A 14,810-nucleotide genomic window follows, 5' to 3' on the forward strand; every position below is an offset into this window, starting at 1 on the left:
TAGCACACAATTGCATAATTTATTTGAATATGCACATTTTGGATACTATAATGGCATTGAGGTGATTGGATTGAAACGGGTATATTTGTGCATTGATTTAAAAACTTTTTTTGCTTCTGTTGAATGTGTTGAACGAAATTTAGATCCCTTTAAAGTAAATTTAGCAGTTGCAGATAAAGAGCGTGGTAAAGGGGCTTTGTGTCTAGCAATATCACCAAAACTAAAAGCGCTGGGAATAAAAAATCGTTGTCGTTTATTTGAAATTCCATCTTATCTTGATCTAATAATTGCAAAACCACGGATGAAATTATATATGGAGTATGCAGCTAATATTTATGAAATTTATTTAAAATATGTCTGCGATGATGATATTCATGTTTATTCTATTGATGAAGCATTTTTGGATATTAGCACTTATTTTAAATTATATCGTAAAACGCCATTACAAATGGCTAGAATGATCATTGATGATATTTTTGAAACTACTGGTATTACAGCAACCGCTGGCATTGGCAGTAATTTATATTTAAGTAAAGTAGCATTAGATATTAGTGCCAAACATAATCCTAGTAATATTGGTATTTTAAATGAACCTCTTTATAAGCAGACTCTTTGGCATCATCAGCCAATCACTGATTTTTGGCATGTTGGTAGGGGAATCGCTAAACGATTGGCTAAATATCAAATTTTTGATATGGCAGGCGTTGCTTTTTGTGATGAAAAGATCTTATATCAAGAATTTGGAGTTAATGCCAAATATTTAATCGATCATGCCTGGGGTAAAGAACCAACAACGATTGCCCAAATAAAAAAATATCAGCCAGAAAATAATTCGATTTCACACTCGCAGGTTCTATTTGAAGATTATAGTTATGAAGATGCATTATTAGCGATGAAAGAAATGGTTGAGTTAAAAGTGCTTGATTTAGTAGAGCAGCATTTAGTAACTAGACATATTGCCTTATATGTTGGTTATAGTAATAAAAAAATTAAAGCAACTGGTGGTTCGTTAAAAATAGGGGTTTGTACTAATTCTTATCGAATTTTATTATCGGAGTTTATAACATTATATAAACGAACAACACATTTAAACTGTCCAATTAGAAGGTTAGGAATTAGTTTTGGAGGTGTAATTGATGAAAAATATGAAGCTTATGATTTATTTACTGATTATCAAGAAATTGAAAAGGAACGTAAGTTACAAGAAGCATTAATTAATATTAAAGGACGCTATGGGAAAAATGCTGTTTTTAAAGGGATGGATTTATTAGAAAAGGCGACTACTTTAAAGCGTAATAAATTAATTGGAGGTCATAATGGTGAATAATCTAGAAAAACGAGCGCGCTTATTTCTTTCTTTTGATTCATTAAAAGGGTTTAAAGATTATTTAAAGGCTAAACAAAAAATAACTGTTGATCCAGTTGAGCTAGCCCCTGATGCTTTAGATGAACTAGATTGGAAAATTAAACAGGTACAGCCGGGTATGATGATTACGGTTGTTTATTATAATCAAGGTGAATATGTTTTACGCACAGGTTTAGTTAGTAAAATTGATTTTGAATGTAAAAGATTAACAATAGTTAATCAAGAAATTAATTTTAATCAGATCATTAAAATTAGTGATTTATAAAAAAAATCCCACCAATAATTATATTGGTAGGATTTTTTTATAGGAATAAAACACATATGATTCCAACAGATAAACAATATACTGAAAAAATATGTAATTTTCTATTACTTAAAAATTTAAATAATAATTTTAAAGAGAAATATGTAACAACTCCACTAACAATAAATGCAATTAAATATGGTAACCAAAGTGTACTTAATGCAGTTGAACTAAAAAAGTCACCTAGTTTTAAAATAATTGCTCCAATACTTACAGGCATAAACATGAAAAAGGAAAAATCTCGAGCGGCTTTTTGTGTTAAACCACCTAACATACCACCAGTTAAAGTAGCACCACTACGGGAAATACCAGGAAGCAGGGCCAATAATTGAAAAAAGCCCAGTCTTAAAGCGTCAAAAAGATTTATCTTACGAGCAGTCCTTTTGCCATGATAGCCAAATTTATGAATTAAAAGCAGAAAGATTGCAGTGACTAAAAGACAACAGCCGACTAATTTTGGGGCAGAAAAAGCAGCCTCAATTTTATCATTAAGGAAAAAACCACCAATAGCAGCTGGGATTGTTGCAACAATTAGTAATACACAATATCTAAATTCGTTTTCATAATAGTTCCTTTTTCTTGAATCAAAAATATAGCTAAAAAACGCGATGAATAATCCGATTATTTGTTGACGATAATAATACATGATTGCAAGTAAAGAGCCAGTATTAACGATGACTTCAAAAGTAATATCGTTTATTGGCACCATTAATCCTAGTTTTTTAAAAATACTTTGAAAAATAACTAAGTGACCACTACTAGAAATAGGGATAGGTTCACTAAACCCTTGAATAGCTCCGAGGATACTATAAACAATGATATTTTTAATTAATTCCATCTTTTCACCTCGCGATTATTATAACTTAATTGAAAATAAAAAGATAGGAAAACATGATTTAACAAAATTAACATATATTTATATGGGAGGAAACTATGAAAGATATTATTGTAAATTGGGTTAAAGAAGATGAAGAACTTTTAGAACCATATGAATGGGATGAAGATGATGATTTAGAAATCATCTCGCGGCTAAAAGGTTATTTAGTTGATCAAGATACATTACATGATTTTATTTATGGTTGTATTAATTTATATGAAAAAAAATATTTTAATCGAATCTTTATAGTCGGTGATGGTAAATATAGTGTTGTTGTTGAAATTAATTCTAATGGTAAACTATCATATCGTTCTTTAACGATGATGAAACAGCGTAATTTAATTAATGACTATTTAAAAAAACAGCCACTTACTAAATTTAATTATCATATGTATGATGAAGGCTTGCTTAAAGAATATGGCTTAACGCGCAATGAACGTATCAAAAAACAGTATGTTGAACATATGATAGATAAAATATATGTGGAAGATTATGACCGGTTTTTAAAAATTTGCAGTCAATTAGAAATTAATGATGAAAAAAGTATTGGTAAATATTTACATTTAAAAAAGAAATTAGAGATAGGCTATTCATTTATCCATGAGTTACTTTATAACCAGTTAGTAAAGAAATAGTGTTGACAAGATTCATAATACGTGTTACTGTATTAGTGTATTAATACAGTAGGAGGTTAGTTATGAGTGAATTGTTGAAAATTGACAACGTTACCAAAAAATATGGGCGTTTTAAAGCATTGGACAATGTGACCTTAACATTACAATCAGGTAAAATTGTTGGTTTATTAGGTCCTAATGGTTCAGGAAAAACAACGTTGATTAAAATCATTAATGGTCTATTAAAAGATTATCAAGGTAATATTTTAGTAGATGGTAATCCAATTGGGGTGGAATCTAGAAAAATTATTTCTTATTTGCCGGATGAAAATTATTTTCAAGATTGGATGTATATTAAAGATGTATTAAATATTTTTAGTGATTTATATCAGGATTTCCAAAAAGATAATTGTCTAGAATTGATGAAACGTTTTAATTTAGAACCAAATATGAAAATTAAATCTTTATCTAAAGGGATGAAAGAAAAGTTTCAATTATGTTTAGTAATGTCTAGAAAAGCTAAATTATATATTTTAGATGAACCGATTGCTGGAGTTGACCCAGCGGCACGTGAAGTGATTTTAGATGTTATTTTAAATAATTATGATGAAGATGCTTTGGTTTTGATTTCAACACATTTGATTAGTGATTTAGAAACAATTTTTGATGAAGTAGTATTTTTAAAGGAAGGAAAAGTTGTCTTACATCAAGAAACTGAACAACTACGTCATGAAAGAAAACAATCAATTGATGAAGCATTTCGGGAGGTATTTAGATGTTAAAGTTATTAAAGTATGAAATAATCGAATCATATCGCCAATATTTATTGACTTTTGTTGTTTTTTTGATGCTTTGTGCAATTACACCATTAGTTCCAGTATTTATCAGTAATATATTGTCAATTTTAGTTGCGATAGCTTTTACGGGAATATTTATTGCGATATTTTTAAATGTAATTATCAGTTTTAATCGTTCAATGTATAAACGACCTGGTTATTTAACTTTGACTTTACCGGTTAGAACGGAAAATTTAATTGGTGCTAAATTAATTGGTAGTTTGATTTGGGTTGTTATTAGTACATTGGTTTTATTGATTGGGATAATGATTTTAGTAATGGCTACTGGTGAAGTGTCATTATTAGAGGTTATAGAGCTTACTAGAAACAGTTTTACTTATATTGTTGATCATTTAGGTAATATTGTAATGGAATTTGTCAACGCGATGATTGCTATGGCAACAATAATTTTATCATTTTATTTAGTTATAACATTTACAAAGACAAAATTTGTCCCTAAATATAAAACAGTATCAGGAATTGCCCTTTATTTTATCGGATGGATCTTAATCGCCAATCTTCTTATGAAGTTACCAATAGCTAGTGATGATATGTTAGTGTCAATTGCCCTTTGTATAGTTTTATCGGTTATTTTCTACATTGCAACAGTCTATTTGATTAATCATCAAATTGAAGTAGAGTAGGTGAAACAATGAAGAATGAATTTGATCCTAATTTACCGATTTATCTGCAAGTAATGGAAGAAATTAAAAAAGATATTTTTGTTGGTAAATATCATTGTGGTGATAAAATTGCTTCAGTACGTGAGCTAGCTTTAGTATATAGTGTTAATCCTAATACCATTCAAAAAGCATTAAGCGAGCTAGAAAGAACGGGAATAATCTATAGTAAACGAGCTCAGGGTCGTTATGTAAGTGAAGATAGTAATTTAATTGATGATTTAAAAAAAGAAGTTAGTGATCAAAAAATCCGGACATTTTTAAATGAAATGATGGAAATTGGTTATGATAAAAGTATGATTATTAAAATGATTGAGGAACTTGATTAACTGATCAAGTTCCTTATTTTCGGTATTATTATTTAAAAAGGATAGAAAAAAAATTAAATTAATGTATAATAGTAAAGGTAAGGGAGATGATATTATGATTCGCATTTACACGGCACCTAGTTGTGCATCATGTCGAAAAGTAAAGGCATGGCTGAAAGAACATAATATTCCTTATGTGGAAAAGAATATTTTTTCAACCTTGCTTAGAGAAGTTGAATTAAGAGAATTGTTAGAGCGAAGTGAAAATGGAACAGACGATATCATTTCTAAAAGAAGTAAAATAATCAAAGAAAATGATATTGATTTAGATAGTATGTCAATCAATGAATTGATAAAATTCATTCAAGCTAATCCATCAGTTTTAAAACGACCAATTATGATTGATGAACGACGTTTTCAAGTTGGATATAATGCTGAAGAGATTAGAGTGTTTATTCCTCGAGAATTACGTAAATTGGCAGAATGTCCAAATAGCGAATCTTGTCCGCAATTTGTTAACAATCCAGATTCGATTAAAGAGGCTTATCGAAGTGAAAAATAGCAGTGAATGTATCGTGGCATCACTGCTTTTTATTTTGGATACTAGTTATTACACGGTTAATTTTACTCATACAGTTTCTAGAATAATCTAAGTGATATTGATTGATGAAATCTAAAAATGCTTGTTTACCTCTTTTATAATCAAGTACTTCATATTCTAATTCATAATCAATAATATTATTATAGACATTATAATCAACACAAATAAGACCATCTGGGGTGCTGATTTCATAACGAGTAGTTGTCAAATTATAATCGGTAATAAACATAGTGCTATTAAGATTTAAGGGTTTTAGTTTATCAAATACTTCATTAGTAACTAATTGATGATTAAGGATTTTTTCTTTTGTTTCTTTATCAATCATTAAATTTGTTTCTAAAGTGCCTTGTTTTTGAGGTTGTTTTAAAGTTAATTCAAATTGATCGTTTTTATCGCGAATTCTTAAAGAATATCTTAGTTTAGATAATCTAGGATGTAATAAATAATGGTTTGTTTGTTTATAACAGCAATCAATTTGATGATCATTAATAATCTGATCAAATATTTCTTTAGTAATTAAGATTTTAAATTCTATTTCTAAGTTTTCTTCCATAGTATCCTCCATTGGTATATAATATATTATAAACGCTAAGGTTGGTGAAAACAATGATACAATATGCATTAGTAACTAAACAAGATGAATTATCAAAAAAAATAGCTCAAGAAATTAAAGATGGGCTAAAAGAAATTGCAAACTATAATCAGGAAAAGCCTGATTTAGTAATTAGTGTTGGTGGTGATGGAACGATGCTAACATCAGTCCACCAGTATTTAAATCAAGATGTGGGGTATATCGGAGTTCATACTGGAACATTAGGTTTTTATACAGATTATTTAAAAGATGAGATAGATGAATTAATTATGGCAATTAAAAATAATCAGTATAAAATCAATCATCGTAATTTATTAGAAGTAAGTGTTTATCGTCATGGAAAAAAAGATACTTATTTAGCGTTAAATGAAATGCGAATTGATTATGGCTTTGTTACGCAGGTAATTAATGTTTATATTGATGATGAACTATTAGAAGTATTTAGAGGTAATGGTTTATGTGTTTCTACACCATCAGGATCAACTGCTTATAATAAATCTATTGGTGGGGCAGTTATTTATCCTGGAACTCCTTTAATGCAGCTAACAGAAGTAGCACCAATTCAACATAATGCTTACCGTAGTTTAGGAGCAAGTATGATTTTAGATGCCAATAGGGTTATTAAATTAGAAAGCAATCATTTTAAATGTGTTAGTATGGGAATTGATAATCTTCATTTTGATTTTAGTGATGTTGAAAAAATAGAAATTCGTATTGCAACAAAGACAGTTAATTTTATCGAGTATCGATCAATGTCTTTTATTCAAAGAATTAGAAGGGCGTTTATTTGCGAATGAGATATGTAGCTTGTGAAAGTGGTATTTTATTAAGAGAATTTTTATTTAAACAAAATCTAAGTAAAAAGGCTATTAAGGTGATAAAAACTAAAGGGGATATTTTAGTCAATGGTAGTCATCAAAGTGTTCGTTATATTTTGAATAAAGGTGATATTATTGAATTGATATGGCCATTAGAAAATAATGAATTATCTTCATATGATATAAATTTAAAAATTTATTATGAAGATCCTTACTATTTGGTAGTTGATAAGCCTGCCGGTTTGCCAAGTATTCCGACTCGAAGATATCCAGATAAAACTCTAGCTAATGCCTTAAGTGCATATTATCGAAAAAACAATATAAATGCTGCTATTCATTTAGTTAATCGTTTAGATAAAGATACTCAAGGACTATTATTAGTGGCTAAAGACCGTTATAGTCATTATTTGCTTTCTAAAGATATTAAACAGGTTAAACGAGTTTATCATTGCCTGGTTGATGGAAAATTAGAAGGATTTGGAACAATCGATAAAGCGATAGCTAAAGTAGAAAACAGTGTTAAACGGATTATTAGTGATACTGGTAAAAAAGCTGTCACTCACTATCAAGTAATTGAAAGTGGTAATCAACAAAGTAAAGTAAGATGTGTTTTAGAAACCGGCCGAACTCATCAAATTAGAGTTCATTTAGCTAGTTTACATCATCCACTTACTGGGGATAGTTTATATGGTTCGAATATAGATATTAAATATTATTTAGATAGTGTTGAATTGTCATTTGTTCATCCTTATACTAATCAATTAATAGAGATAAAAAAAGAGGTGGTCTAATATGATTATCATATTAACCATCTCTTTTTAATAACGTTTTTTACCTTCAATTATTCTTGTCTGACGTTCCATATCTAAGAAAATTCCTATTGCGATCATATAAGATAATAATGAAGAACCACCATATGATAAAAACGGCAGGGTGATACCGGTTATTGGTAATAAGCCAAGAACCATACCAATATTCCAAATCTGCTGGAAGATTAAAAGACCAAGAATTCCAGCGGTCAAATATTTATCACGATTATTTTTAGCTCTAAAACCAATTCTGATAATTATTGCATCTAATGCACAAATAACTAAAATTGTAAAACCACCACCGATAAAACCGAAACTTAAAGAAATAACAGCAAAGATAAAATCGGTCTGGGCTTCTGGTAAAGAAATAACAGCATTCTCTAAGCCATATCCCCATAGACCAGCAGTACCATATGAAAGCATTGCATTAAATAATTGATAACCTTCTTCATTATAAGTACCTTCAGGATCGATCCAGCCATAAAAACGACTTAATTTATGACCGCCACCAATGATACTTGCAAAAACATCATGCTGGTAAACGAAAAGATAAACCATGATTATAATTATAACTAAAGCAATGATACCACCAATAATAAACCATCCCGCTCTTATTCCCGACATAAAGAGAATAAAAACAATTGATGAAAGCATGATCATAGCTACTCCAGAGTCATTTTGAAGATAAACTAGAATACAAGGTGGTAAAGAAATTGCTAAGATCTTACTAATTAAAATCAAATCGTTATGAAAGTCATGAACTAAATAACGATTATTATGTTTATCAATAGTATCAGCCATAACCACAACCATAATAATTTTCATGAATTCTGATGGCTGTAAGTCAAAGCCTGGTAATGTGTACCATGATGTGGCCCCGTTGTTATTTTTGGCTAAGGGTATAATCGAAATACCAAAATGAGTAATTAAGAAATGTTCAATAGCCAATCCTACTAATAAGACCATTAAAATACCATATATAATCCACATAGAAGAATAGATTCGGTCATTTGATACTTTATAAACAATAGCTATTACAACAAAAGATATAGCATAAAATACTAACTGCCTAATCCAATATGTACTTGGATTCCCAACGGTAATTAAAGGAGTAGCACTTTTGATTCCTAAACAGCTAATAAAGCATAGTAATAAAATAACAATCAATAAAGGTTTACAGATTACGGATTTTTCTTTTTCTTCCACAAAATCCCTCCTTATAAAAAAGATAGTTTTTTTATTCATGGTATAGTATACTATAATTAAGCAATAATTAATAGGGGGTTATTTTAATGAATTATTTACCATATATTTTAATTGCAATTATAGTTATTGTTATTTTAGCTTATATTTTTATAAAATCAATGAAAAATAAAGGTCCAAAGCAAGTAACATCAGCTGATATTCCTGTTGATGTTAATAAAATTATTGAAGCAGTTGGTGGTAAGTCTAATATCAAAGAAACTACAGCTACTTCTTCTAAAGTTACTTTCTTTGTAAATGACGATAATTTAGTTGATAATGAAAAGCTTAAGGCTTTAGGAGCTTCGGGAATTGTTCAAACAACTAATAAGGTTACAGCGATATTAGGAAAGTATTCTAAGGAAATATCTCGGGTAATTAATGATCAATAAGCAGATAATTAATCTGCTTATTTTATTAAAGGAGCAAATTTATGGATATAAAAGATCGGATGATAAATTATGAACCGTTGTTTAATCAATGGTTGTTTGATGAACTATTAGAAATCCATGATCAAGAAGCATTAATTAAGGTAAAGCCGCAGGGGATAGAAACTGAAAAAGAAGCATATATCAAAGTAATTACGATTTACAATCAAAATGATAATTTAGAAGAATTAGAACAGCGCATGGCGCAGATTAAAACGGGATTGGGACTTGATAATATTAACCAGACTGAATTTCTTGATTATGAACAATATTTAATTGAAAACAATCAAGGAATGATAATTGGAATGGATTTATGTTTGTTATTGGAAAATGATGATTATCAAATAACTGATATAGATAAATTAAATGGGCATTTATTATATGAAGAGGGATTGAAATTATTTGATCGCCGTCAATATCAGCAAGCTTTAAAGTATTTTCAAAAAGGTGAAGAACTAGAAAATAGTGATTGTATTTGTATAATAGGATATCTATATGAACGTGGTTTAGCATTAAAACAGGATTATTTTCAAGCACGCAAATATTATCAGCGTTCTAGTAATTTAGGAAATGTTGTTGCTAGCTGTAATTTAGCTTATTTATATGAACATGGCTTAGGTGGTATCAAGGATTATCAAAAAGCTTTTGAATTGTATCAATACGGGGCAAAAGCTGGTTTTGCAAGAGCTATTTGTAATTTAGGATATTGTTATGAATATGGTCATGGAACTCAAGCGGATATGGATAAAGCAGTTGAATGTTATATTGAAGCAGCACAACTAGGGTATAGTGAAGCACTGTTTTGTCTTGGAACCTGTTTAGAATTTGGTGAAGGAATGGAGCAGGATTACTATCGTGCCTTTAAATGTTATGAAGAAGCAGCCAATCAGGGTCATGAACGTTCAGCCCATCGTTTAGGATATTGTTATGAAACTGGTCAGGGAACGACTCAAGATTATGTTAAGGCGTTTTATTGGTATCAACATGCTTGTCAAGCTAATTATGCCCCAGCCTTTGTTTCTTTGGCTTATTGTTATGAAAATGGTTTAGGAACTGAAGTTGATTTAAAACAGGCAAGAAACAATTATTTAAAGGCGGCAAGATTAGGTTATGTACGCGGCCAATTCTGGTTAGGGTATTTTTATGAAGGGCATCCTGAAATCAAAAATGCCAGCTATCGAAGTACTTATTGGTATCGTCAGGCTTGTAAACAAGGTGATGTTCAGGCAATGGTAGCTTTAGGATATTGCTATGAAAGTGGTACTGGAGTAAAACAGAATCACAATAAAGCTGTTGCTTTGTATCAAGAAGCAGCTAATTTACAGTATGCGCCGGCACAATGCAATTTAGCGTATTGTTATGAAGCTGGAATTGGAGTTGAGGTTGATTTAAAGCAGGCTATTAAATATTATCGTTTGGCTGCAAAAATAAATTATCCTCGTGCTTTGTTTAATTTAGCTTATTTGTACGACCATGGTGAAGGGGTAGAAAAAGATCATCAAAAAGCTTTTGAGTTGTATTTACAAACGGCTAATGATGATTATGCGCCAGGATTGTTTCAAGTAGGGTTAGCTTATGAAATTGGTCGAGGAGTAGAAGAAAATATTGATAAAGCCATGGATTATTATCAAAGAGCAGCTAAGTTAAATCATACTGGGGCATTATATGCTTTAGGATTGATTTATGAAGAAAACTCTGATTACCATGACGATCATCGAGCGATTGAATATTATCAAAAAGGGGCTAAGTTAAATGATGCTCGTTCAATGTATCGACTAGCCTTATATTTAGATGAAGGTGAGTTTATCAAACGTGATTATCAACAGGCTTATAGCTATTTACAAAAAGCTGCTAAAAGTAACTATGGACCAGCCCAAAATATGTTAGGTGTTTATTTAGAAGATGGGCTGGGTTGTAAAAAAGATGCTAATTTAGCGTTTAATATGTATTTATCAGCAGCTAATAGTGATTATTATGCACCGGCAATATTTAATTTAGGACGTTGTTATTTTTATGGAATTGCTACAACTGTTGATAAACAAACTGCTTTTGAAATGTTTTTTAAAGCGGCTAACCTGGATTATCCAGAAGCTAATTTTATGTTAGGATATATGTATAGCTATGGTGATGGGATAGCTAAAGATATGGTTAAAGCTAAAGAATATTTGAAAAAAGCTGCTAACTCAGGGCTTAAAGAAGCTAGTGAAGAACTAGAAAAAATATATCAAAAAACTAAAGGAGATGAATGATAAGATGTCATTTAATGAAAATTTATTAAAATATGCTAGGTTGATTGTTAAAGCTGGTGTTAATGTTCAAAAAGGTCAAATCGTAGTAATCGATGCTCCTGTTGAAAATGCTAAGCTTGCAAGAATGATTACAAAAGAAGCTTATCTTGCTGGGGCAAGTGAAGTAGTAGTTAAATATAATGATGAAGTGGTATCAAAGTATAAATATGAATATGAAGATATCGATAATTTTGGTAAGGTACCAGAATGGTTTGTACATTTTAGAAATGATTATGCTAAAAAGAATGCTGCAATTATAAGTATTCAAAGCAATGATCCTGAAGGTTTAAAAGGAATTGATCCTAAAAAGATCTCATTGTGGTCTCGTTCTGTGGCAATGGCTTGTAAGCCATTTTACGATGGGATGGATTTAGGAATAAATCCTTGGTGTATTGCAGCAGCAAGTTCAATAAAATGGGCTAATAAAGTCTATCCAGATATGTCAGATAAAGAAGCGGTAGAAGCTTTATGGCAGGCTATTTTTAAAGCTTGTAAAGTTACATGTGATGATCCAATTGATGCGTGGCAACAACATCGTTATAGTTTTGAAAAACGCGTTAATTATTTAAATGATTTAAATTTAAAAACATTGACATATACTAATTCACTTGGAACTAACTTAACAGTTACTTTAAATGATGATTATTTATTTGCCGGTGGTGGAAGTTATAATAATGATGGAGTTTATTATTTTGCTAATATTCCAACTGAAGAAATATTTACTAGTCCATATCGAAATGGTACTAATGGGGTAGTATATAGTTCGATGCCGCTTAATTATAATGGTAATTTAATTGACAAATTTAAAATAGAGTTTAAAGATGGAAAAATTGTCGATTTTGATTGTGAAGTTGGAAAAGATGTATTAAATGAAATCATAAATATTGATGAAGGTAGTCATTATTTAGGAGAAATTGCTTTAGTTCCTTATGATTCAGCAATATCTAATATGAAAACACTTTTCTATAATACTTTATATGATGAAAATGCTGCTTGTCATTTAGCAATTGGAAAAGGTTTTGGTGAATGTATAAAAGATGGTTTAAAATTAAGTAAAGAGCAGTTACTTGAAAAAGGAATAAATGATTCTTTAACACATGTTGATTTTATGATTGGTACCAGTGATTTAAATATTACAGGAACTACTAAAGATGGTAAAGAGGTCTTAATTTTTAAAGACGGTAATTTTGCATTTTAAATATAATTAAATAACTACTTTGACCATCACTTCAAAAAGAAGTGGTGGTTTTTAATATTATGATTTGTAAACGGGGTAAAATCCGGTTGACAAATCTAGTTTTAATCGATATTATTTATTTTTGCAAGGAGATATAAAGATGTGATATTAAAAGGCTATAAATAAGATAGATTGAGTTTGATAAATAATACAAGGAGAATATTGAATGAGTGATATAAAAACAGAAGTTGAAAAAAGAAGAACATTTGCCATCATCTCGCATCCAGATGCTGGTAAAACAACATTAACAGAAAAGTTTTTGTTATATGGTGGTGCTATCCAACAGGCTGGTAGCGTTAAAGGGAAGAAAAATAGTAAACATGCTACAAGTGACTGGATGGAAATTGAAAAACAAAGAGGAATTTCGGTTACTTCTTCCGTTTTACAATTTAATTATAATGGTTTTTGCATTAATATTCTTGATACTCCAGGCCATCAAGATTTTTCCGAAGATACTTATCGAACATTAATGGCTGCTGATTGTGCAGTAATGGTTATTGATGCAAGTAAAGGGGTCGAAGATCAAACTCGTAAATTATTTAAAGTTTGTACAATGCGACACATCCCAATTTTTACATTTATAAACAAAATGGATCGTGAGGCTTTAGATCCATATCAATTAATGGAAGAAATCGAACAGGAATTAGGAATCGACACTTGTCCAGTTAACTGGCCAATTGGTTGTGGTAAAGAATTTAAAGGGGTTTATGAACGTCATGCTAAAGAAGTAATTCGTTTTATCCCAGTTGATGGTGGACGTAAAGAAGTTGATACTAAAGTAATGCATTATGATGATCCAGAATTAATTAATGAACTTGATGAAGAGTTATATAATAAATTACAAGAAGATGTTGAATTATTAGATATGGCTGGTAATGAATTTGATTTAGAAAAGGTTCGTAAAGGGCAATTATCACCAGTTTGCTTTGGTTCAGCTTTAACTAATTTTGGAATTGAACCATTTTTAAAACATTTCTTGGAAATGACAACTTCACCATTACCTAGAAGTACTGGAGAAAAAATGATTGATCCATTTAGTGAGGATTTTAGTGCTTTTGTTTTTAAGATCCAGGCTAATATGAATAAAGCACATCGTGATAGAATGGCCTTTTTTAGAATCTGTTCTGGTAAATTTACTAAGGGAATGGAAGTTTATCATTATCAAGGTAAAAGAAAAATTAAGTTAAATCAATCTAAACAATTAATGGCTGATGAACGTCAGGAAGTTGAAGAGGCATATGCTGGAGATATTATCGGTGTTTTTGATCCTGGTATTTTCTCAATTGGTGATACAATTACTACTGGTAAAGAAAAATTTGCTTTTGAAGGAATACCAACTTTTGCACCTGAGCATTTTTCTTTGATTCGTAATAAAGATACAATGAAAAGAAAGCAGTTTGTTAAAGGTGTAGAACAGATTGCTAAAGAAGGGGCAATTCAGATTTTTACCGAACTTGGCGGTGGAATGGAAGAAATAATTGTTGGTGTTGTTGGGGTACTTCAATTTGAAGTATTAGAACATCGTTTAAAAACTGAATATAATGTTGAAATCATTAAAGAACCATTACCTTATCAATATATCCGCTGGGTAAAAACAGATAAAGATTTAAAATCATTGAATTTATCTAGCGATACTAAAAAAGTACAGGATTTAAAGGGACAGCATTTATTATTATTTACTAATGATTGGTCTGTACGCTGGGCTACTGAAAAGAATCCTGACTTAGAATTATTAGAATTTAGTAAGAATTAAACCCTTGATTTTCAAGGGTTTAATTTATGTTAATAAGTAAATTATTGGGCGAAACAA

General features: G+C 30.1%; 16 protein-coding genes. 13 read left to right on the top strand and 3 right to left on the bottom strand.

The window, feature by feature from the left end; genetic code table 11:
- Positions 1-70: 70 nt before the first annotated feature.
- Complete coding sequence (locus ABGT36_RS03830) at positions 71-1,327, top strand: DNA repair protein (RefSeq protein WP_087299061.1); 1,257 nt, start codon at positions 71-73, stop codon at positions 1,325-1,327.
- Entirely contained in the window at positions 1,320-1,631 is a 312-nt protein-coding gene (locus ABGT36_RS03835) for a YolD-like family protein (RefSeq protein ID WP_346676908.1), read from the top strand. The genes ABGT36_RS03830 and ABGT36_RS03835 overlap by 8 nt, the downstream gene beginning before the upstream one ends.
- A 37-nt stretch (positions 1,632-1,668) precedes the next feature.
- Here the strand turns inward: ABGT36_RS03835 and ABGT36_RS03840 are convergent, their stop codons facing one another.
- Positions 1,669-2,508, bottom strand: a complete 840-nt coding sequence (locus ABGT36_RS03840; protein WP_346676910.1) for an undecaprenyl-diphosphate phosphatase — start codon at positions 2,506-2,508, stop codon at positions 1,669-1,671.
- A gap of 95 nt (positions 2,509-2,603) precedes the next feature.
- On the opposite strand from ABGT36_RS03840, the gene ABGT36_RS03845 reads away from it, so the two are divergent.
- The 5 genes from ABGT36_RS03845 to spx all read left to right on the top strand — a co-directional run bounded on the left by ABGT36_RS03845 (position 2,604) and on the right by spx (position 5,547).
- Entirely contained in the window at positions 2,604-3,182 is a 579-nt protein-coding gene (locus tag ABGT36_RS03845) for a hypothetical protein (protein WP_087299055.1), read from the top strand.
- 62 nt (positions 3,183-3,244) lie between these two features.
- A complete protein-coding gene (locus ABGT36_RS03850; RefSeq protein WP_087299053.1) occupies positions 3,245-3,943 on the top strand; it encodes an ABC transporter ATP-binding protein in 699 nt (232 codons plus the stop codon).
- On the top strand, positions 3,937-4,641 hold the full coding sequence (locus ABGT36_RS03855) for a hypothetical protein (protein ID WP_087299051.1): 705 nt from the start codon (positions 3,937-3,939) through the stop codon (positions 4,639-4,641). The genes ABGT36_RS03850 and ABGT36_RS03855 overlap by 7 nt, the downstream gene beginning before the upstream one ends.
- An 8-nt stretch (positions 4,642-4,649) precedes the next feature.
- Complete coding sequence (locus ABGT36_RS03860) at positions 4,650-5,006, top strand: GntR family transcriptional regulator (RefSeq protein ID WP_087299049.1); 357 nt, start codon at positions 4,650-4,652, stop codon at positions 5,004-5,006.
- Positions 5,007-5,100: 94 nt separating this feature from the next.
- A complete protein-coding gene (gene spx / locus ABGT36_RS03865) occupies positions 5,101-5,547 on the top strand; it encodes a transcriptional regulator Spx (RefSeq protein WP_087299047.1) in 447 nt (148 codons plus the stop codon).
- A 19-nt stretch (positions 5,548-5,566) separates the two neighbouring features.
- Here spx and ABGT36_RS03870 read toward each other — a convergent pair whose 3' ends face one another.
- The gene (locus ABGT36_RS03870; RefSeq protein WP_308697732.1) at positions 5,567-6,139 is read right to left on the bottom strand and encodes a CYTH domain-containing protein; all 573 of its coding nucleotides are present in this window, start codon (positions 6,137-6,139) and stop codon (positions 5,567-5,569) included.
- 53 nt (positions 6,140-6,192) lie between these two features.
- Here ABGT36_RS03870 and ABGT36_RS03875 point away from each other — a divergent pair, with 53 nt between their 5' ends.
- Positions 6,193-6,975: an NAD kinase gene (locus ABGT36_RS03875; protein WP_087299043.1), complete on the top strand. Its 783-nt coding sequence runs from the start codon at positions 6,193-6,195 to the stop codon at positions 6,973-6,975.
- Entirely contained in the window at positions 6,972-7,787 is an 816-nt protein-coding gene (locus ABGT36_RS03880) for an RluA family pseudouridine synthase (protein ID WP_346678621.1), read from the top strand. Before ABGT36_RS03875 ends, ABGT36_RS03880 begins: the two co-directional genes overlap by 4 nt.
- A gap of 27 nt (positions 7,788-7,814) precedes the next feature.
- Here the strand turns inward: ABGT36_RS03880 and ABGT36_RS03885 are convergent, their stop codons facing one another.
- Positions 7,815-9,011, bottom strand: coding sequence for an FtsW/RodA/SpoVE family cell cycle protein (locus tag ABGT36_RS03885; protein WP_346676914.1), 1,197 nt, complete (start codon positions 9,009-9,011; stop codon positions 7,815-7,817).
- Positions 9,012-9,097: 86 nt separating this feature from the next.
- Here ABGT36_RS03885 and ABGT36_RS03890 point away from each other — a divergent pair, with 86 nt between their 5' ends.
- From ABGT36_RS03890 to ABGT36_RS03905, 4 genes are all read left to right on the top strand, one after another.
- Positions 9,098-9,439 carry a PTS transporter subunit EIIB gene (locus tag ABGT36_RS03890; protein ID WP_087299037.1) on the top strand — a complete coding sequence of 114 codons (342 nt, stop codon included), beginning with the start codon at positions 9,098-9,100 and terminating at the stop codon, positions 9,437-9,439.
- A 41-nt stretch (positions 9,440-9,480) separates the two neighbouring features.
- Entirely contained in the window at positions 9,481-11,724 is a 2,244-nt protein-coding gene (locus tag ABGT36_RS03895; protein ID WP_346676916.1) for a tetratricopeptide repeat protein, read from the top strand.
- A 4-nt stretch (positions 11,725-11,728) separates the two neighbouring features.
- On the top strand, positions 11,729-12,961 hold the full coding sequence (locus ABGT36_RS03900) for an aminopeptidase (protein ID WP_346676918.1): 1,233 nt from the start codon (positions 11,729-11,731) through the stop codon (positions 12,959-12,961).
- Positions 12,962-13,166: 205 nt separating this feature from the next.
- Positions 13,167-14,753, top strand: coding sequence for a peptide chain release factor 3 (locus tag ABGT36_RS03905; RefSeq protein WP_087299031.1), 1,587 nt, complete (start codon positions 13,167-13,169; stop codon positions 14,751-14,753).
- Positions 14,754-14,810 lie beyond the last annotated feature (57 nt).

It is taken from the genome of Erysipelatoclostridium sp. An173, assembly GCF_963931465.1.
GTDB classification, from domain to species: Bacteria; Bacillota_I; Bacilli_A; order Erysipelotrichales; family Coprobacillaceae; genus Thomasclavelia; species Thomasclavelia merdavium.